Source organism: Rickettsia tamurae (genome assembly GCF_000751075.1).
Lineage (GTDB): Bacteria > Pseudomonadota > Alphaproteobacteria > Rickettsiales > Rickettsiaceae > Rickettsia > Rickettsia tamurae.
On sequence record NZ_CCMG01000008.1, the window covers coordinates 270,820 to 289,600 of the forward strand.

Genomic DNA, 18,781 nt, shown 5'->3' on the forward strand with positions numbered 1-18,781 from the left:
CCACCAAGAGTTTATTTCTCTTCGGTGGTTGAAACTTGAGCAATTTAAGTTTAATCAATCGGGAGCAAAAGACGGTAAGGTTTCTATACCAATTTCATCTATGTAATAAAGCTATTAATGTAGAGAGGTAGATACTTTAAAAGGAGGAAGAACATACATAATCACACCCGCCAATATTAGCATGATTATTCCTAGAATAATACCTACTATATTAAATGCATTTATAAAAGCAATATTAACCTCCTTAATTAACTCGTGAGCAAATGAAGGTGGTAGTTATTGAGCAATAATTATTCCTTCACCGATTGAGTCACGAGCTATTTCTGCCATTGATACAGAAACACCGTGAGGAATTACTAGATTGTTACTATATATAAAAGATGTAATACTCACAATAACAGCTATACCTAATACATTACCTAATTCATATGCTGTTTCTTGTAATGCTGCTGCACCTCCGGATCTCTCTGCCGGCACTGCATTCATCATAACTGTTACGGTGGTAGAGAGGCATAGACTACTTCCTATACCAAGCAATCCAAGATATATAGTATTCGATAGTAAATCTCTATAGTCTAATATACTAGGTAAAATCAATGATATAGTAGTAAAGATAAGCCCACTAAACATTATTACACGTGCGGTAAATCGTGTGAGTAAATATGGCATAACTAAAGATGCAATTAAAGCAAAAACTGCTGTAGGCAACATATAAAGACCTGCATACAAAGGACTTAACCCTTTGATAAACTGTAACCATAAGGACATAAGATACATTATGGATCCTAAAACACAAGTAATCAGCAAATAAACTATTACTCCCATACTAAAATTGCTAATCAAGAATAAACACATATCCACTAACGGATCATCACTTTTAAGTTGGCGTAAGGTAAATATTATTAGTAACACAATGCCAATTAATAGCATCCCGCCGGATGCTAGATTCATAATACCGTATTTAGCCAACATCTTAATACCTTGAACTAAAGCTGCCATCCCAAAAAACGATTGAAATACTCCTATCCAATCCCATGGTTCATTACTAGGATTAGATGATTCAGGAATCCAAACTATGCCAAAAGCAATTAATTACTAATGCAATAGGTGCGTTTATAAAAAATGCAAATTGCCAACTTAAAAGCTCAACCAATATTCCTCCTAGTACGGGTCCTATAGCTGCTCCTACGGTTGCCATTATTCCCCACACGGACATTGCGATCATACGTTCATGTGTATTAGTAAAAATGTTACGCAATATCGATAAAGTGGAAGGCATAATCATTGATCCTCCTAACCCAAGTAAAGCACGACATAATACTAATCCCCATGAGCTATCAAATACATAAACTAACATTGAAGCGATGGAAAAAACTAAAAGCCCCCAAAGTAATAATCTTTTACGACCGAATCTATCTCCTAATGCACCTGCGGTAATTAGAAGACCTGATAATACTAATGCATATGCATTGATTATCCATAATTGTTGTAAATTAGATGGTTTTAAATCAAGGATTATAGTAGGCATAACAGCATGCAAGATTGTAGCATCCATCGATACCAAAAGTAAGTAAATGCTTAAAATAATTAAAATATGCCATCTAAATTTATAAGATGTAGATGCTGAATTATCTTTAGCGATATATTCAGTTCGTGAGTAATTGTGATACCATATGTGATAAGTTGTTTAATAAGGGTTTTACTAAATCTATCTTTTTTGGAAACTATGCGACTGTTAACAAGTAATTTAATTAGCTTTAAAATTTATAACACAAGTAAATTTAACATCTAAGCATCACCTAGTATGGAAGTCAAGATTTAATTTTACAAGCACAATAACATAAATAAAATTTGATTTTTCTTTCTCAAGCTTATATTTTAATTGATAAGTTTATAATATGGAAATTTATGTCAAATACAGATAAGGAAAGAGCCATTGCCGCAGCACTCGCACAAATCGAAAAAAGCTACGGTAAAGGTTCGGTAATGAAACTAGGGCAGCGTCCAAATGTTGATATAGAGGCCGTATCGACCGGCTCACTTGGGCTAGATATAGCTCTTGGGATTGGCGGTGTTCCTAAAGGCAGAATAGTCGAGATTTTTGGTCCTGAAAGCTCAGGTAAAACCACTTTAACACTACATTTAATTGCCGAAGCACAGAAAAAAGGCGGCACATGTGCTTTTATTGATGCTGAGCATGCATTAGACCCTGCTTATGCTAAAAAATTAGGCGTAAATATTGATGAGCTTATTATTTCACAGCCCGATACAGGTGAACAAGCCCTAGAAATTGCCGATACGTTAATTCGTTCCGGCGGTATTGATATGATAATAATAGATAGTGTTGCGGCTTTAGTACCGAAATCAGAGATTGAGGGCGAAATGGGTGATGCTCAAATGGCTTCTCAGGCAAGATTAATGAGCCAGGCTTTGCGTAAACTTACCGCATCAATTAATCGTACCAATTGTATTACTGTTTTCATCAACCAAATCAGAATGAAAATAGGTGTGATGTTCGGTAGTCCTGAAACTACGACAGGCGGTAATGCCTTAAAATTCTATGCTTCTGTTAGAATCGATATAAGAAGAATCGGCTCCATTAAAGATAAAGAAGAAGTAATAGGCAGCCAAACCAAAGTAAAAGTAGTCAAGAACAAAGTATCTCCTCCGTTTAAAACTGCAGATTTTGATATAATGTACGGTTCAGGTATTTCAAAAGAAGGCGAGATAATCGACCTTGGAGTTAAGCTTGATATTGTTGAGAAATCCGGTTCTTGGTTTTCCTACAATAACGTACGCATAGGTCAAGGGCGTGAAAACGTCAAACAATATTTAAAAGAACATCCACAAATTTCCAACGAAATTGAGAAAATAATACGTGAAAAATCGTCAAAAATTACTAATATAAATCTTGATCAAACGGAGGAAGAAAATGATTGATTTAACAGGTAAAACTTCCTTAATTACGGGAGCTTCAGGAGGCATAGGCGGAGCTATAGCAAGGTTACTACACAAACTCGGAAGCCATGTAATTATTAGCGGTAGTAATGAGGAAAAATTAAAATCCCTTGGAAATGTTTTAAAAGATAATTACACGATAGAAATATGCAACCTTGCAAATAAGGAAGAATGCAGCAATTTAATATCTAAAGCATCAAAGCTAGATATTTTAGTATGTAATGCCGGTATTACTAGCGATACGCTAGCAATTAGAATGAAAGATAAAGATTTTGACAAAGTTATTGATATTAATTTAAAAGCAAATTTTATTTTAAATCGTGAAGCAATAAAAAAAATGATGCAAAACAGGTATGGACGCATTATTAACATATCTTCAATAGTAGGAATTTCAGGTAACCCTGGGCAGGCTAATTATTGTGCTTCTAAAGCAGGTTTAATAGGCATGACCAAATCGCTCTCTTATGAAGTTGCAACCAGAGGAATTACGGTTAATGCAGTAGCTCCAGGATTTATTAAATCAGATATGACCGATAAACTAAACGAAAAACAAAGAGAAGCCATAGTACAAAAAATTCCGCTAGGTACTTACGGTATGCCGGAAGACGTGGCAAATGCAGTCGCATTTTTAGCAAGCGATCAGGCATCATATATTACCGGTCAAACTATACATGTAAACGGCGGTATGCTAATGGTATAAAAATTAATAAGATTATTTTGTGCTAGCATAAAATAATTTTTTGTGCTAGAAGTTCTTTTAAAGATAAAATGCTATGAATATTTTAAATAAATATTCATACAGTTAAAATAAAGTCTAATAGCCGAATAACCGCTATTATACGGCATATAAATATAAAGTTAAATGATTTATGGAGTTCAAAATTATGAGTACAACGGACAAGATCGAACAGAAAGTTATTGAAATGGTTGCTGAAAAGCTAAATAAAGATAAATCGATAATAACTACGGATTCAAGATTTATAGAAGATTTGAAAGCCGATAGCCTTGATACTGTAGAATTAATGATGGCAATAGAAGTTGAATACGGTATTGATATCCCTGATGATGAAGCCACTAAAATTAAAACCGTATCCGATGTTATAAAATATATCAAAGAACGCCAATCTTAATCTGCATAAATTAAATCCCTAATAGATAATTAAAAATGTCGAATCAAAGAGTAAATAAAAGAGTAGTTATTACCGGACTTGGACTTGTTACTCCTGTTGGGCTTAATGTTAGCTCATCTTGGAAAAATATTGTAACCGGAGTAAGCGGTATAAAAACTATTACGGAATTTGACACCTCTAAACTTGCGTGTAAAATTGTCGGACTTATAGATAACTCTGAGAAAGATGGATTTAAACTTGAAAATTTCACACAAGCAGATGACGTTAATAGACTAAGTAAAATGGATAAATTTATCCATTACGGAGTAGCAGCCGCAACCGAAGCAGTTGAAGATAGCGGCTGGTTACCCGAAGATGAAGAATCTCGTGATAGAACCGGCTTGATATTAGGTTCAGGAATCGGCGGGCTTAAAATGATCGAATATACCTCTATCAAACTTTATCAAGAAAATAACGGCAAAGTTAGCCCTTTCTTTATTCCCGCCTCATTAATTAACCTTTTATCCGGTCTTGTTTCTATAAAATACGGTTTTAGCGGTCCGAACCAAGCGGCAGTAACAGCTTGCTCTACAGGGGCACATGCTATAGGCGATGCTATGCGTATGATAAAGCACGGCTATGCCGATGTTATGATCGCAGGCGGTGCAGAAGCTCCAGTTACACCTGTTGGAGTTGCAGGTTTCGTTGCTGCTAGAGCATTATGTACTAAATATAACGATAATCCTGAAAAAGCCTCAAGACCTTGGGATAAAGACCGCAGCGGTTTTGTTATGGGTGAAGGAGCAGGCGTTGTAGTCTTGGAAGAATATGAGCATGCTGTAAATCGCGGTGCTAAAATTTACGGTGAAGTTATAGGATACGGCTCTACAGGTGACGCATATCATATGACAGCCCCACATCCTGAAGGTAGAGGAGCTTATAGAGCGATGAGAGACGCAATGCTAGATGCAGCTATCACGCCCGATATGATTGATTATATTAATGCACACGGTACTTCTACTACACTTGGTGATGAAATAGAATTAGCAGCCGTACAAAAATTATTTTTAGAAGCGAATCCCAAAGTTTTAATGTCTTCTACTAAATCATCAATAGGACATTTGCTTGGTGCGGCAGGAAGTGTTGAGTTTATCTTTTCAGCTCTTGCAATTAGAGATCAGATTGCACCGCCAACCTTAAACTTAGATAACCCTATGGATGAGGTTAAGATAGATTTAGTTGCACTTAAAGCTAAGAAAACTAAAATAGATTACGTGCTTTCCAACTCGTTCGGATTCGGTGGTACTAATGCCAGTTTAGTGATTAAGAAGGTTTAGTCTAAATCATTGTCATACCGTGGCTTGACCACGGTATCCAGCTTAAAAATGCTAAAAAATATATATCCTAAATTGTTTTCTGGATACCATGGTCAAGCCACAGTATGACACCATTATGACCCCAATTTATTACATCAAAAACGGTAATCTAAGCTTTGCAGATAAAGTAATTTTATCTGATTTAGAGCTTTATTTGTACAAAGGCGATAAGATTTGTCTTATAGGACGTAACGGCTGCGGGAAATCAAGCTTAATGAAAGTAATATCAGGTAATTATGAGCTAGATAACGGTGAGTTATTTCAAGATCCTTTAGTTACAACCGGTTATTTAAGACAAGATATTTCTATAAAAACTAATCTAACTGTTTATGATTTTGTCTTACAACAAACAGATAGTACAAAAGAAATAGATAAATACCAAATCGATATAATTCTAGAAAAATTACAAATCAACGGAACAGATAACTTATCAACCTATTCAGGGGGTCAGCTTAGAAGAGCAAGCCTTGCTAAAGCTTTAATATTAGAGCCGGAAATATTACTACTTGATGAACCGACTAACCATCTAGATATTGAAACAATCGAATGGTTAGAAGAATTTGTTAAATCTTATAACGGTGCTATTATTTGCGTTAGTCATGATAGAACATTCCTCTCAAATGTTACTAATAAAATTTGGTGGCTTGATAGAGGGATTTTACGTAAATCCGATAAAGGATTTAAATTTTTTGATGAATGGCAAACAATTATCATAGAACAAGAAGAAGCCGCTCTTCGGAAATTAAATAAAAAATTATCTCAAGAGAATGAATGGTTAAATGCCGGTGTTACTGCTAGACGTAAGCGGAATCAAAAGAGACTTGCGGAGTTGAAAGCTTTAAGAGCAATAACACAAGAACAGACTGAAAAACTAGCTAGTTCAAAACAAAGAGTTAGGGCAGAGCTTGCCGAAAATATAGCTAAAAGTAAATTCATTATTGAAGCAGATAATATTACTTTTAGTTATAAAAATACTAAAATTATTGATAATTTTAGCTTTCGTGTAAAAAAAGGCGAGAAAATCGGTATAATAGGTGCAAACGGCTCAGGCAAATCCACCTTTATCAAATTACTAACAAAGCAACTTACACCTGACTTGGGTAAAATTATATATGGCGGTAATTTAGATATTTCATATTTTGATCAACATAGAGAAAAACTAGAGCCTAATCATACATTACAACAAACTTTATGTCCTACAGGCGGTGATCAAGTATTTTTGCCAAACGGTAAAACCATGCATGTTGCCGGTTATTTAAAACAATTTATGTTTAATCCTAAACTACTTAATGCAAAAACTGCTATTTTATCAGGCGGTGAAGCTAATAGATTATTACTTGCAAAAATTCTAATTAACCCTGGAAATCTGTTAATTTTAGATGAACCGACTAATGACCTCGATATGGATAGTCTGGAAATTTTACTAGATATACTTGCAGATTATTCAGGTACTTTAATAGTCGTGAGCCATGATCGTGATTTTTTAGATAGGTTAGTTACTAGAACTTTAGTTTTCGCTCAAGGTAAAATTCATGATTTGACAGGAGGTTATGAAGATTATAAGCAGTATTTTACTACCTCTCCTATAACTAAAAAAGCTTCAAAACCACTACCATTAACTTCTCAAAAAGAACCTCTAAATAAAAAGCTATCTTATAAATACCAGCGTTTGCTTGAAACATTACCAAATGATATTGAGAAGCTAGAAATATCCATCAAACACTTAGAAAAAGAACTTGAAGACGTTAATCTGTATTTAGATAATCCTCAAAAATACACTCAGATCACAAATCAATTAACTCATGATAAAAAGAAGCTAGATGAGTTATTAAATCAATGGCTAGAAATACAAAATTAATTTTTGTTAACGTTTTATGGATAGTGGAAACACACATAAAAGGTTATTGTGAGTAAAATTATGAATAAAGAATATCCACAAAAAGAAAAAACAACTGATCCTCAAGCACTTAATGATATCAAAGCTATTCTTGCTCAAATTACCGCTACTAATAACCCTGCAGAGTTAAGTAGATTAGTAAGTGCAGCTCGAAATATTAAATCCGATAGTTCTTTTATTAATGATATAGCAGAAAAAGTAGAGGCTATAGCATTAAAAAAGCAAGAACTAGCAGAAAGCCAGCTTAATTCTGAAATTACTCAAAAAGAGCTAGAACAGTTAGAAAAACAAAGAGAACAGGAAGAAGCAATAATACAATATAAAATGGAAGCTGCAAGGCAAATTCAAGAACTTAATGCTATCCATGATGGATTTAAGAGAAAATCAGAAGAATATAAAAAATTATCTTCTCCTATAGCAACAATGGTTAGAATAAATGAAAATGGAGAAGAGATAATCGATGAACAGGCGATTAATAAAAATATTCTAACTAAAGAAGAAATAGAAGAACGTAGACAAAAACTTGCAGAGCTTAAGGAGGAACAAGAAAAAGTAAATATAATAGTTAAAAAAGCTAATAAAGAAAAAGAGATTATAGAAAAAGAAATTAATGATTTAACCGAGAAATTAAAAGATAAAAATTTATTACCTGAACAAATTAAGGAATTAGAGGAGAATTTAAAAGTAAAGAAAGAAAATCTAGCAGTTAAAAACACTGTAGTAAAAGAAGCTAAAAAAGTTCAAAAACACGTTCAAGAAGAAATAGAAAGTGTTAATGTATTTCACCAAGAAAATCAAGAAAAAATAAATCAGCTTGGAGATGCTATAGAGAAATCAAAAAATACTCTAGATCCTAACAAACATCAAGAATTTAAACAGAAGCATTCTTTACTCAATAACCAACAGAAAGCAATAGTCAATAATAAAAATTTAATCAGTGAAGATCAAGATGTACGTAAAAATATATGTAGTAAAATTAATACTCAACGTGAAGCTAATAAAATAAAAGATTCTTTAAATAACCCAATAGCTACCCCAAAAAATCACCAAGTTGAGCAAAGTAACCAAGTTCAACAAAAAAAACAAAATAACGTGTGGATAAGATAAAATTTAACAAATAAAATATAGGAGGAAATATGAGTAAACAACGTAATGATATGGATACATTAGCGGCATTACAAAGAATTAAAGCTAAAACAACAACTTTATCAAACGAGATAAAATCTCAACCTATGAAAAATATGGTAAGCCCACCTAATAGTACCGGAACAACATATTTAACAGTTGATCAAAATTTTGATAAAATACATAATGATTATGAAGCTCAGCAAACAAAACTTGCCGGCAAAGGTGCTAAAAAAGGCGTATGTGAAATAATATAACATTCTAAAAGCTGTAACTATATAGTTGCAGCTTTTGTATCATTTTTAATTAAGCTCGAAAGACCTATTGCCTGTATTTTTTCTGACAATTTAAAGCTAATATCACCTGGAAATATTACATTAATTTGATCAAGTTTTAAATCTTCTAAAGATATTTGCATTGATTTTGTAATGCTTGGTGTATTTGTATATTTAATTTCAAACCCCAAACGTTTTCCATTTTTAAAAATTAAAAGATCTATTTCCGCTCCATTATGAGATGACCAAAAATAACATTCTTCGGGTTCTGCTTTATAATATCTAATAATTTGTTCTAAGGCAAATCCTTCCCATGATGCACCTATTTTAGGATGAGTGCTTAAAGCTTCATAATTATTTAAGCCTAATAAAGCGTGATATATTCCACTATCTCTAAAAAAGATTTTTGGAGTTTTAACTTGTCTTTTTTTAAGGTTTTCATACCAAGGCTGCAAAATACGGATCATAAAAGTTCCCTCTAAAATATCTAAATAATGCTTTGCGGTATGATATGAGATAGATAAAGAATTTCCAAGTTCTGAGGCATTAAATATATTAGCGTGATAATGGCAAAGCATTAACCAAAACCTACGTAACTGCATAGACGGAATTGTAAAACCTAAATTTGGTATATCTCTTTCTAAAAATGTTTTAATGTAATTCTGACGCCATAAAGCACTTAACTCTTCATCATCTGCAAGATATGATAAAGGAAATCCGCCGCGTATCCATAATTGCTGAGTACCTGACACTTCAGATAAGGTAAACGGTGTCATTTCAATATAACCTATTCTACCTGCTAGTGTTTCAGAACCTTGTTTAATTAAGTCTCTTGATGCACTGCCTAGTACTAAAAATTTAATATCAGTTGTATCAACAAGAACTCTTAAAATAGGGAATAGATTCGGTTTATACTGAATTTCATCAATAATAACAAATCCTTTTAGATCAGACAAAGCAAGCATTGGTTCATTTAATCTTGCTAAATCTAAGGGATTTTCAAGATCAAAAATATTGATTTTAGGAATATTATAAGCTTCTGCGAACTGTTTAGAAAGGGTAGTTTTTCCGCACTGCCTTGGTCCTAACAAGGCACAAACTTTATGAGTTTTAAAATGTTTTATTATTGATGAAAGGAATTGTTTTCTAAGCATTTAAACTAGTACCATGAAAATTAGAAACATAACTTCTAATTTTCAGTATAGAAAGAAAAAACGATAAAGTCAAAACGCTTTTTCTCGTTCTGCAACTATAATCGCATATATTTTTTTAAGCGTCTGGTCGAAATCATCGTTAGTAATTACATAATCGTACTCATTAGCATGTGACATTTCGTTTTGTGCCGACTGCATACGTAATTTTATTGCTTCTTCATTATCGGTCGCTCTATTTCTTAAGCGTTGTTCCAGTATTTCAATACTAGGAGGCGATACAAATATAGCAACAACATTAGTAGCATTTTTCTTAATACTCCTTGCTCCTTGCCAATCAATATCAAACAAAACGTCCAAGCCTTGATTTAATAACATTTCGACATATTCTTTAGGCGTACCGTAATAATTATCGTATATTTTAGCATATTCAAGAAATTTATTCTGCTTAACTAATTCTTCAAACTCTAGACCGGTCTTAAAGTAATAGTTTATACCCTCTACTTCTCCTAAACGTGGTTTTCTTGTAGTTGCCGAAACAGATAAACGCAAATTATTATCTATTTTCAATAATGCTTTAGCTAAACTTGACTTACCTGTACCTGAAGGGGAAGATAAAATTATAATCAGTCCTTTATTTTTTATTGTCATATTTTATGTTTTATTTCGTAGGTACAGCATATTTCAGAAAGATTCAGACAAGATGAATTTAAATGCGAGCCTGCGAAAGCAGTAGGTAAACTACGTGAGTACAGACGAGTCATGCAAAATTCGCTTGTATCAAGTTTTATGAATTATTCTGTACTTTTCTTTTTATTACCTCATCCATAGTACAATTAAAATATTTTGCTATTTTTAAAATAGTATCTATTTCAGGATTAAATTCACGATTAACTTCTGCTCTCATAATTCTGCTAACGGTCGTGTAAGGGATATCAGTAACTTGAGCAAGATATTTACGATCTATCTTTTCTTGTTTTAATTTTTCTTCTAAAAATTCTTTTACTTTAGTAGCAAGTGCCATATCACATACTCCGAATAAATTAAATATTGATGTAGTATAATTCAGAAAGCTTCAGACAAGACGAATTTAAAGGCGAGACCTACAAAAGCTTTTTGAATTATACTACCATGCGTTTTTTATAATTATAGGTAATTTATAAGATCTTATAATTACCAAATCAAACCTGATATTATAATTTCTATATTTAGAATTACTACTTAAAAACATTTCAGCAGCCCTAGTAATTCTTCTTTGCTGATTGAAAGATACAAATCTATCATCAATTTCAGAGCTTCTTGCTTTGACTTCAATAAAAACAATTTCTTTATTACGTAACGCAATAATATCTATTTCACCGACATAATAACGTTTTCTATAATGTAGTATTTGATAAAATTTTAATTTACAGATTATTATGCAAATATATTCGACAATAATGCCGAAATAATCCTTTTTCATGCTCTTAATGTCATTCCTGCGGAGCAGGAATCCAGAATAAATAACTTAATATCGGTACAAAAATTACATATTATTGATAAAATAAACAAGTTTTTTATAGGTTTTACTGAATTCCCGCCTATTCGGGAATGACATAGAGTACAACATTAAAAAAACAGAAATTACTCTTTAGACAATAATATTTGTACAAATTCCGTTTTAGATAGATCAGCTGCTACGTTTACCATAACATCATGTTCCGTAACTTTAGACACATAACCCACTAAAATACCTGCAGGATAAATATTACCGTGCCCAGAGGTTACTATCTCCTCATCTTTCTGTACTAAATGATTGTTAGGCAAGTATAAAATTTTACTATTATTATTATTACCTGCTAAAATACCTTGTTCTCTTGAAGAATTAGCTTTAATAGGTATTCTAGAATTAACATCGCTAATTAACATTACTTTAGCATAATTATTACTCACTTCTATTACTTTTCCTACTAATTTTCCTGAATTAACAACGATTTGATCAGGTTCAATGCCTTGCTTTTTACCTGCAGAAATCAAAGCTGTTCTAGAAAATGGATTAAAGGAAACACTCAGTAATTTAGTAGTAATATATTCAAATTCTTCTTCCTCAGCAATCGTTAACAAATCTTTTAATGCAATGTTTTCGGCTCTTACCGATTCTACTTCACTTTGCAAATGTTGTAATCTTGCTATCTCAAGTTTAAGTTCTATATTTTTTCGTTCTAAATCTTGAAAATAAATAAATTTTTGTGTTATTGAATTTATATATTCAAATATATCTTCATAAACTGCTAAACCGGTTGATACTATACTACCGGTTACTTCAAGTGATATACTAGATATTTTTTTAGGCGTAGTAAAAAATAAATATACAGACAATCCAAACCCAAATATAACAAAAAAACGCTTAAGAGTATTTGATATTATTCTTATTAATTCTAATGAATTTGAAGAATTTTTTACTCTATTTGCAAGTATTGCCATTTTTAATCCTGTTTAAATAGTACATGTTTTAGCTTTGTAAAATCTTCAAGTACTTTTCCTGTTCCAAGTGCTACACAAGAGAGGGCATCATCTGCAACTATCACCGGCAATTTAGTGGCTTCACTAAGAACAAAATCGAGGTTTCGTAATAATGAGCTGCCGCCTGTTAAAACAATTCCCTTATCAACTATATCTGAAGATAACTCAGGAGGTGTTGCTTCTAGTGCTACTTTTACCGCTTCAACAATTTGACTTACCGGTTCAATTAGACTATCAGCAATTTGTCTTTCGTTCAATATCATTTCTTTAGGAATACCGTAAATTAAATCACGTCCTTTAATTTCCATCTTTCTCGGCTCAACATTTTCATCTACATAAGCCGTACCTATTTCTTGCTTTATCTTTTCAGCAGTAGCCTCACCTATCAATAGGTTATAGTGCCTTCTTATATATGAGATAATAGCTTCATCCATCTTATCACCGCCAACTCTTACCGACCTTGCATATACTATGCCCCCTAGTGATAAAACTGCAACTTCCGTAGTGCCTCCTCCAATATCAACAATCATCGAACCGGTCGCTTCCGTTACGGGTAGCCCTGCTCCGATCGCTGCCGCCATAGGTTCTTCAATTAAATAGACATCCCTACCCCCTGCACTTTCTGCTGCTTCTTGGATAGCACGACGCTCAACCGGCGTAGAACCAGAAGGCACACAAATAACAATTGTCGGACCAAAAAAAGAGCGACGATTATGCACCATTCTAATAAAATACTTTATCATTTCCTCTGCACCCTTAAAATCGGCAATAACACCGTCTTTTAAAGGTCTTTTTGCTTCAATATCCGTAGGAGTACGCCCAAGCATCATTTTTGCTTCATGACCATAAGCATAAGGCACAAAAGCACCGTCTTTTTTTATTAACGCAATAACAGAAGGTTCCCTTAGAACAATTCCACGATTTTTTTGATAGACAATAGTATTTGCCGTACCAAGATCTATAGCCATACCGGAAGAAAACCCTTCCAAAAATTTCATTATCATTTTATTTTTTCTCTCTAATTTCTAAAAACTTATTTTTTGATTCTTATTGTCATCCCGTGGCTTGACCACGGGATCTTGTATAACAGACTATGTCCTAAGATACCGCGATATTTAACTGGATCCCCGCTTCCGCTGGGATGACATAGCATCAATACTTTATTCAAATCTCCTTATAATGTAAAATAATAAAGTTACTAATAAAAAATATTAGCATACTAGGTAATAAAATAGCAGCAATTAAAGACAAATTATTATAAGTAAGTATTTTTAATAATATTTCTGATAACGAATATGCTATAAAACCTGAAAATAAACCTAATATCAGTATTTTTTCTTGGGAATTATCACGCTGTTTAAGACTAATAAAACAACTTGCTAAAATTACGGTTGCCATCATCATTATAGGCTTAAATAATTGCTTGTAATAATAAATTTGATAATTAATAGTCGGTAAACCTGAATTTAATAATTCATTAATTAATTTAGGTAAAGCCCAAATAGAAACCATTTCAGGACGAATAAATTTATTTACTAAACTATTAATTGATAAATTTGCCTGTATAGTTAAATTGTTGTAAGCCTTAGTTTCCTCTTTTGTGAAAACCTTAACCCTATTTAAATGTAACATTTTATTTTCAATAATACCGTATAATGCATCAATTCTCTTTAAAAAAGAATTATTACTATCAACAAATAAAATTGTAATATTATTTAATTTTTTCTCGGCAACATTAATAAATTGTGTTTGGATAATTTGATTTCCATCATTTAAAGATTCAAAAAATAATAAACCAGATTTAGATATTATACCCTCACTCAAGGCTTTTTTAGTTAGTTTTGCTTCTAATAACTCATATTTTTGTAAGCCTATAGTACCGATAGGATTCAATATAGTCGTAAAAACTACACCTAAAATTAAAGTTACAATACATGGAATAACAAGCACTTGCCAAATATGAATACCGCTAGATAACATAGCCGTTAATTCATTATTTTTTGTTAGATTTCTAAGAAAAAATAACATAGCGGTAAAACTAATTAACGAAGATACTTGACCTAGTAAATAAGGGATCTTATATAAAATAAGTCTCCAAAAAAAACTAAAAGGAACATAAATATTTTTGAATTTTTGTAAAAGATCAAAAATATTTGAGATAATTAATAGCCCGATTAAAAGAAATAATATAATAAAGAAACACTTAGAATATAACTTAGTAAGATACCAAGAAAGTGTTTTTAGATTAATCATTATAAATTCAGTGCTAATGCGAATTTAAATAAGAATTTGTGTGGTGGGGCTGGCAGGACTTGAACCTACGACCACACCGTTATGAGCGGCGTGCTCTAACCAACTGAGCTACAGCCCCTTTTCATTTGAAATTTATATAATTATTATGCAGTTAAGTCTAGTAAAATTTTTATATTTTTGAGGTATCGCCTAAAAAACAGGGCAATGTGGATCAGTTTTTTCGTCATTGCGAGGAAATTACAAAGTAATTGACGAAGCAATTTCAGGAGTTTGTTGTTATTTCATGAGATTGCCACGCAGCCTATGGCTGCTCACAATGACGATTTGGTGTCCACTCATCAACGCTTTCGCAATAATAACATCAAGTTATAAATAAAAAAAGGCCGAGTAGTAAACTCGACCTTTTAGGATACTATAATTAGTAAATAATTTTATTGATGTACAACTGTTACAGCTCTACGGTTATAAGCAAAAGCTTCTTCAGTATTACCCATCATAGCAGGTCTATCTTTACCATAAGAGATTGTATTTAATCTGTTATGATCGATTCCTTTATGAGCTAAGAATTTTTTTGCTGCTGCTGCTCTTCTTTCACCTAAGCCTAAGTTATATTCTCTGGTACCTCTTTCATCGCAATGTCCTTCAACAGTAGCTTTTACTTCAGGATGCTTTGATAACCAGCAAGCTTGTCTCTCTAACTCTTCTTTAGCCTTTGGTGATAAAGCAGAGCTATCAAAAGCAAACCATACTGCATTTCCTGCATGCTTCTCGAAATCTTTCATTAATGAGGTTTCTTCACCTTGGTTCATATTACCGTCAAATTGCGGTGCTCTTTTTGTTGTATTACACCCTGCAAGCACAAATAATGCAAGAAAAGCTAATGTAATTTTTGTTTTCATAATTAAACTCCTTGAGATTATAATTTATTAATATTGAATTCATTTTAGCTAGTTCATAAAACTAAACTAACCAAAAGCTATGTGAGTTAGTATATATCATTATTTTATTAGTTTAAAGGCTAAAATATTATAAAATGCAATTACTCATGTATAAATGTGGTAAAAATATCATTTTTATAATACGAGTAGATACTTTGGATATATAGATAAATGAAGTTTAATGTAGAAAAGAGGAATCGATTTTGAAGCTTATAACCGCAACGTATATATAATATGTGAGGATTATAAGCAAATTAAGTAACGCTGCCAATTTTCAAATTAAACGATTATATTCACCATCTTATTAATGCACTGCCCCAAGTAAGACCTGCACCGATAGCTGAAAATAGTAGAATATCACCTTTTTTTATTTTACCTGATGCTTTAAGAGTACTCAAAGCAAGCGGAATAGAAGCCGCTGAACAATTAGCGTGCTTCTCTACGGTTTTTATTACCTTATGTTCTGATAGGTTTAATGATTCGGCGAGTTTATTAATAATACGGATATTTGCTTGATGAGGTATAAAATAATCAATATCGCTTACACTGAATTGATTAGCATGCAGTAAATCTTTTATAGATTGTTGCATTTTTTCTATTGCATGACGAAATAATTTTTGCCCTTGCATAACTATTTTGCCACTAATACCGTTCATACTTATACCACCGTTTGTGTATAATATTTCATAATCAGCTCCGCTTGCAAAAATATTACTATCTATTAAACCGGAGTCATCACTACTACGCTGTAATATTACGCTACCTGCTCCATCGCCGAATAAGACGCAAGTAGTCCTATCATTCCAGTCTAATAATGACGTCATTTTCTCGGCCCCTATAAGCAAAATAGTTTTATATTTACCTGATGAGATAAGAGAATTCGCTACTTGTAAACCATAAACAAAGCCGGCACATACTGCTTGTAAATCAAAAGACGGTATATTAGTTAAACCAAGATAACCCTGAAGCTTAGAGGCGACCGAAGGGAAGCTATTATCCGGAGTAGTAGTACATGTAATAATTAAATCAATATCATTTGCTGATATCCCTGCATCTACTATAGCTTTTTCAGCCGATTTTAAAGCAAGATGGGAAGTATATTCTGTATCACCTGCTATATGACGCTGCGTAATACCTGTTCTTGTTCTAATCCATTCATCATTAGTATCTACAAATTTTGCAAGTTCGTCATTACTAACTATTTTTGAAGGAAGATACCCGCCGCAACCAATAATTTTGCAGGTCATAGCTTTAGGCTACTTCTTCTTCAGTTTCAATTTTTTTCGTTACTACTTGACGATTATTATAAGTCCCGTCAACTAAAGAAACGTGATGCGGAAGCTTATATTCACCAGTTTGCGAGTCAACTATTACGTTAACTTTACCAAGTGCTAAATGTGAACGTCTCATATTACGTCTTGATTTTGATGTTTTTTTCTTTGGAACTGCCATTATTAGCCTCTCTAAATATAAATTAAAAAGTATTTGTCAAATTAGTGGAGCAGTATATTATAATCTTGTAATAAAATCTAGATAAAATTAAACTTATGAAAATTTTTATAACATACATTTTTAGTATATTAGCCTTTTTTTCCTTAAGCGGCTGCAAAACTATCGAAAATAGAGGGCAATCCATAGATGATTCGGCACTTGTAAAATTAGAGTATAAAAAACTAAACAAAGCGGAAGTCGTAGAATTAATAGGTACGCCTACTATGGTACCGGAATATTCCCAAAATACCTGGTATTATGTTGAGAGAGTTATGTCTCAAAGAGCTTGGCTTAATCCAAAAATTGAAAAGCAAAAAATAGTAAAAATTACGTTTGATACTAATAATTTTATACAGGAAGTAGTAGTAATAGATGATTCTCATAGACAAGATATAGAAACAGTCCGTGAATATACTAGGACATATGGAACGGAACTTAACGGATTACAAAAATTTGTTAAAAATTTAGGTAGATTCAATAAAACCACCGACGGAAATAAAAACAAAAGCAAAAATAAGAAGAAGAGATAAGTACCTTAATCGTCATTGTAAGGGGGCTTATCTGCGTGAATCAATTCCACCACTGTGTCACCCCGTGGCTTGACCACGGGGTCCAGTCTTTTTTAATTTTTTCTGGATACCGTGGACAAGCCACGGTATGACGCCGAAGCAGGCGTAACACTAACACCCATAAAACAAAAAACTATCTAATATGATTTCGATATTTAGTAAATTAAAACAAAGTTTATCTATAACTTCTAATAAAATATCGGAAGGTATCGACAAAATATTTTACAAGAAAAAATTAGATGCAGAAACTCTAGAAGAGCTAGAAGAGCTACTTATCTCAAGTGATATGAGTGTTTCGGTAGTAACTAATATTATTGAAGAGTTTAAAAAGGTAAAATTTGACAAAGAAATAGATAGTGATACAGTAAAAGATGCACTAGCTGAATTAGTAGAACAGCAGCTATCAAAATCAGAAATTCCTTTTACTTTAGATGCAAATAAATTAAACGTAATTTTAGTTTGCGGTGTTAATGGAGCAGGTAAAACCACGACTATAGGTAAGCTTGCTGCAATGTACTCAGCACAAGGGGAAAAAGTAGCAGTTGCGGCATGCGATACTTTTAGAGCAGCTGCCGTAAATCAGCTAAGTACTTGGGTAGATAGAGCAAATGCACTACTTATTACCGGTGAAGAATCGGCTGACCCTGCGAGTGTTGCTTACCGTGCTATGGAAGAATCGATAAAACAAAATATCGATATACTTTTTATCGATACGGCAGGCAGACTTCATAATAAGAAAAATTTGATGAATGAACTGTCTAAAATTGTAAAAGTTATAAAAAAACTAGACGAGAATGCACCCACTCATAGCATTTTAGTAATTGATGCTATTACCGGACAAAATACTTATAACCAAGTAGAACATTTTAATGATGCTACTAATTTGACGGGACTTATCGTGACTAAACTAGACGGCAGTGCTAAAGCCGGAGTACTTGTCGGAGTAGTACAAAAATTTAATTTACCCGTATACTTTATCGGTATAGGCGAGAAGATAGAGGACTTAAAAATATTCAACCGACATGATTTTGCTAAAAGTCTAGTGGGACTGTGAGGTTTTGCTACGTCATTTGCCCGCACGAATATTGAGTCGTCATTTTGAGCAGCCGTAGGCTGCGCGGCAATCTTATGAAGTAA

General features: G+C 32.8%; 22 protein-coding genes, 1 tRNA gene and 2 pseudogenes. 11 read left to right on the forward strand and 14 right to left on the reverse strand.

Annotation, left to right across the window (positions count from 1 at the left end):
* Nucleotides 1–276: 276 nt before the first annotated feature.
* Together MB29_RS12645 and MB29_RS03335 are read right to left on the reverse strand one after the other, a co-directional pair.
* Nucleotides 277–972: an MFS transporter gene (locus MB29_RS12645; RefSeq protein ID WP_233418906.1), complete on the reverse strand. Its 696-nt coding sequence runs from the start codon at nt 970–972 to the stop codon at nt 277–279.
* Between the two features lie 88 nt (nt 973–1,060).
* Nucleotides 1,061–1,555, reverse strand: a complete 495-nt coding sequence (locus MB29_RS03335; protein ID WP_233418907.1) for an MFS transporter — start codon at nt 1,553–1,555, stop codon at nt 1,061–1,063.
* A gap of 353 nt (nt 1,556–1,908) precedes the next feature.
* Between MB29_RS03335 and recA the strand changes: the two genes are divergently transcribed.
* The 7 genes from recA (at nt 1,909) to MB29_RS03370 (ending at nt 8,722) form a co-directional block, all read left to right on the forward strand.
* Nucleotides 1,909–2,940, forward strand: a complete 1,032-nt coding sequence (recA, locus tag MB29_RS03340; protein WP_032139079.1) for a recombinase RecA — start codon at nt 1,909–1,911, stop codon at nt 2,938–2,940.
* Nucleotides 2,933–3,658: a 3-oxoacyl-ACP reductase FabG gene (gene fabG / locus MB29_RS03345; RefSeq protein ID WP_032139002.1), complete on the forward strand. Its 726-nt coding sequence runs from the start codon at nt 2,933–2,935 to the stop codon at nt 3,656–3,658. Before recA ends, fabG begins: the two co-directional genes overlap by 8 nt.
* A 169-nt stretch (nt 3,659–3,827) precedes the next feature.
* Nucleotides 3,828–4,088, forward strand: coding sequence for an acyl carrier protein (gene acpP, locus MB29_RS03350; protein ID WP_008579292.1), 261 nt, complete (start codon nt 3,828–3,830; stop codon nt 4,086–4,088).
* A 35-nt stretch (nt 4,089–4,123) separates the two neighbouring features.
* Nucleotides 4,124–5,404 (forward strand): beta-ketoacyl-ACP synthase II, encoded by a 1,281-nt coding sequence (gene fabF / locus MB29_RS03355; RefSeq protein ID WP_032139003.1) that lies wholly within the window; start codon nt 4,124–4,126, stop codon nt 5,402–5,404.
* 115 nt (nt 5,405–5,519) lie between these two features.
* Nucleotides 5,520–7,301, forward strand: coding sequence for an ABC-F family ATP-binding cassette domain-containing protein (locus tag MB29_RS03360; RefSeq protein WP_032139004.1), 1,782 nt, complete (start codon nt 5,520–5,522; stop codon nt 7,299–7,301).
* Between the two features lie 48 nt (nt 7,302–7,349).
* Nucleotides 7,350–8,447, forward strand: coding sequence for a coiled-coil domain-containing protein (locus tag MB29_RS03365; protein ID WP_032139005.1), 1,098 nt, complete (start codon nt 7,350–7,352; stop codon nt 8,445–8,447).
* A 29-nt stretch (nt 8,448–8,476) separates the two neighbouring features.
* Nucleotides 8,477–8,722 (forward strand): hypothetical protein, encoded by a 246-nt coding sequence (locus MB29_RS03370; protein WP_032139006.1) that lies wholly within the window; start codon nt 8,477–8,479, stop codon nt 8,720–8,722.
* 17 nt (nt 8,723–8,739) lie between these two features.
* Here MB29_RS03370 and MB29_RS03375 read toward each other — a convergent pair whose 3' ends face one another.
* A complete protein-coding gene (locus MB29_RS03375; RefSeq protein ID WP_032139007.1) occupies nt 8,740–9,894 on the reverse strand; it encodes an ATP-binding protein in 1,155 nt (384 codons plus the stop codon).
* A 69-nt stretch (nt 9,895–9,963) separates the two neighbouring features.
* Nucleotides 9,964–10,542, reverse strand: coding sequence for a guanylate kinase (gmk, locus tag MB29_RS03380; protein ID WP_032139008.1), 579 nt, complete (start codon nt 10,540–10,542; stop codon nt 9,964–9,966).
* A gap of 30 nt (nt 10,543–10,572) precedes the next feature.
* Here gmk and MB29_RS10060 point away from each other — a divergent pair.
* Nucleotides 10,573–10,695: pseudogene (locus MB29_RS10060) on the forward strand (palindromic element RPE3 domain-containing protein); the annotation flags it as partial.
* Here MB29_RS10060 and MB29_RS03385 read toward each other — a convergent pair.
* From MB29_RS03385 to pal, 8 genes are all read right to left on the reverse strand, one after another.
* Complete coding sequence (locus MB29_RS03385; protein ID WP_008579283.1) at nt 10,679–10,915, reverse strand: helix-turn-helix transcriptional regulator; 237 nt, start codon at nt 10,913–10,915, stop codon at nt 10,679–10,681. The pseudogene MB29_RS10060 and the gene MB29_RS03385 overlap by 17 nt on opposite strands.
* A 102-nt stretch (nt 10,916–11,017) precedes the next feature.
* Nucleotides 11,018–11,353, reverse strand: coding sequence for a YraN family protein (locus MB29_RS03390; protein ID WP_032139009.1), 336 nt, complete (start codon nt 11,351–11,353; stop codon nt 11,018–11,020).
* Nucleotides 11,354–11,514: 161 nt separating this feature from the next.
* Nucleotides 11,515–12,354, reverse strand: coding sequence for a rod shape-determining protein MreC (gene mreC / locus MB29_RS03395; RefSeq protein ID WP_032139010.1), 840 nt, complete (start codon nt 12,352–12,354; stop codon nt 11,515–11,517).
* Between the two features lie 2 nt (nt 12,355–12,356).
* Nucleotides 12,357–13,397, reverse strand: a complete 1,041-nt coding sequence (locus MB29_RS03400; protein ID WP_032139011.1) for a rod shape-determining protein — start codon at nt 13,395–13,397, stop codon at nt 12,357–12,359.
* Between the two features lie 29 nt (nt 13,398–13,426).
* Complete coding sequence (locus tag MB29_RS13395) at nt 13,427–13,561, reverse strand: hypothetical protein (protein ID WP_267881727.1); 135 nt, start codon at nt 13,559–13,561, stop codon at nt 13,427–13,429.
* On the reverse strand, nt 13,558–14,646 hold the full coding sequence (locus tag MB29_RS03405; RefSeq protein ID WP_032139012.1) for an LptF/LptG family permease: 1,089 nt from the start codon (nt 14,644–14,646) through the stop codon (nt 13,558–13,560). Before MB29_RS03405 ends, MB29_RS13395 begins: the two co-directional genes overlap by 4 nt.
* 41 nt (nt 14,647–14,687) lie before the next feature.
* Nucleotides 14,688–14,764: transfer RNA gene (locus MB29_RS03410), tRNA-Ile, on the reverse strand.
* 313 nt (nt 14,765–15,077) lie between these two features.
* On the reverse strand, nt 15,078–15,545 hold the full coding sequence (gene pal, locus MB29_RS03415; protein ID WP_032139013.1) for a peptidoglycan-associated lipoprotein Pal: 468 nt from the start codon (nt 15,543–15,545) through the stop codon (nt 15,078–15,080).
* Between the two features lie 235 nt (nt 15,546–15,780).
* Here pal and MB29_RS14540 point away from each other — a divergent pair.
* Nucleotides 15,781–15,889, forward strand: a pseudogene (locus MB29_RS14540) (palindromic element RPE1 domain-containing protein); the annotation flags it as partial.
* Here the strand turns inward: MB29_RS14540 and MB29_RS03420 are convergent.
* Together MB29_RS03420 and rpmF are read right to left on the reverse strand one after the other, a co-directional pair.
* Nucleotides 15,878–16,831 carry a beta-ketoacyl-ACP synthase III gene (locus tag MB29_RS03420; RefSeq protein WP_032139014.1) on the reverse strand — a complete coding sequence of 318 codons (954 nt, stop codon included), beginning with the start codon at nt 16,829–16,831 and terminating at the stop codon, nt 15,878–15,880. The pseudogene MB29_RS14540 and the gene MB29_RS03420 overlap by 12 nt on opposite strands.
* Nucleotides 16,832–16,835: 4 nt before the next feature.
* On the reverse strand, nt 16,836–17,036 hold the full coding sequence (gene rpmF, locus MB29_RS03425; RefSeq protein ID WP_008579275.1) for a 50S ribosomal protein L32: 201 nt from the start codon (nt 17,034–17,036) through the stop codon (nt 16,836–16,838).
* 95 nt (nt 17,037–17,131) lie between these two features.
* On the opposite strand from rpmF, the gene MB29_RS03430 reads away from it, so the two are divergent.
* On the forward strand, nt 17,132–17,605 hold the full coding sequence (locus MB29_RS03430) for an outer membrane protein assembly factor BamE (protein WP_032139015.1): 474 nt from the start codon (nt 17,132–17,134) through the stop codon (nt 17,603–17,605).
* 181 nt (nt 17,606–17,786) lie between these two features.
* Nucleotides 17,787–18,698 (forward strand): signal recognition particle-docking protein FtsY, encoded by a 912-nt coding sequence (ftsY, locus tag MB29_RS03435; RefSeq protein ID WP_032139016.1) that lies wholly within the window; start codon nt 17,787–17,789, stop codon nt 18,696–18,698.
* Nucleotides 18,699–18,781: the final 83 nt, after the last annotated feature.

Excerpts from the sequence above, each read along its gene's own strand:
- MB29_RS12645 (WP_233418906.1), bottom strand. The coding sequence starts at position 972 with ATGTTGGCTAAATACGGTATTATGAATCTAGCATCCGGCGGGATGCTA.
- MB29_RS03335 (WP_233418907.1), bottom strand. The coding sequence starts at position 1,555 with ATGGATGCTACAATCTTGCATGCTGTTATGCCTACTATAATCCTTGAT.
- recA (WP_032139079.1), top strand. The coding sequence starts at position 1,909 with ATGTCAAATACAGATAAGGAAAGAGCCATTGCCGCAGCACTCGCACAA.
- fabG (WP_032139002.1), top strand. The coding sequence starts at position 2,933 with ATGATTGATTTAACAGGTAAAACTTCCTTAATTACGGGAGCTTCAGGA.
- acpP (WP_008579292.1), top strand. The coding sequence starts at position 3,828 with ATGGAGTTCAAAATTATGAGTACAACGGACAAGATCGAACAGAAAGTT.
- fabF (WP_032139003.1), top strand. The coding sequence starts at position 4,124 with ATGTCGAATCAAAGAGTAAATAAAAGAGTAGTTATTACCGGACTTGGA.
- MB29_RS03360 (WP_032139004.1), top strand. The coding sequence starts at position 5,520 with ATGACCCCAATTTATTACATCAAAAACGGTAATCTAAGCTTTGCAGAT.
- MB29_RS03370 (WP_032139006.1), top strand. The coding sequence starts at position 8,477 with ATGAGTAAACAACGTAATGATATGGATACATTAGCGGCATTACAAAGA.
- MB29_RS03375 (WP_032139007.1), bottom strand. The coding sequence starts at position 9,894 with ATGCTTAGAAAACAATTCCTTTCATCAATAATAAAACATTTTAAAACT.
- gmk (WP_032139008.1), bottom strand. The coding sequence starts at position 10,542 with ATGACAATAAAAAATAAAGGACTGATTATAATTTTATCTTCCCCTTCA.
- MB29_RS03385 (WP_008579283.1), bottom strand. The coding sequence starts at position 10,915 with ATGGCACTTGCTACTAAAGTAAAAGAATTTTTAGAAGAAAAATTAAAA.
- MB29_RS03390 (WP_032139009.1), bottom strand. The coding sequence starts at position 11,353 with ATGAAAAAGGATTATTTCGGCATTATTGTCGAATATATTTGCATAATA.
- mreC (WP_032139010.1), bottom strand. The coding sequence starts at position 12,354 with ATGGCAATACTTGCAAATAGAGTAAAAAATTCTTCAAATTCATTAGAA.
- MB29_RS03400 (WP_032139011.1), bottom strand. The coding sequence starts at position 13,397 with ATGATAATGAAATTTTTGGAAGGGTTTTCTTCCGGTATGGCTATAGAT.
- MB29_RS03405 (WP_032139012.1), bottom strand. The coding sequence starts at position 14,646 with ATGATTAATCTAAAAACACTTTCTTGGTATCTTACTAAGTTATATTCT.
- pal (WP_032139013.1), bottom strand. The coding sequence starts at position 15,545 with ATGAAAACAAAAATTACATTAGCTTTTCTTGCATTATTTGTGCTTGCA.
- MB29_RS03420 (WP_032139014.1), bottom strand. The coding sequence starts at position 16,831 with ATGACCTGCAAAATTATTGGTTGCGGCGGGTATCTTCCTTCAAAAATA.
- rpmF (WP_008579275.1), bottom strand. The coding sequence starts at position 17,036 with ATGGCAGTTCCAAAGAAAAAAACATCAAAATCAAGACGTAATATGAGA.
- MB29_RS03430 (WP_032139015.1), top strand. The coding sequence starts at position 17,132 with ATGAAAATTTTTATAACATACATTTTTAGTATATTAGCCTTTTTTTCC.
- ftsY (WP_032139016.1), top strand. The coding sequence starts at position 17,787 with ATGATTTCGATATTTAGTAAATTAAAACAAAGTTTATCTATAACTTCT.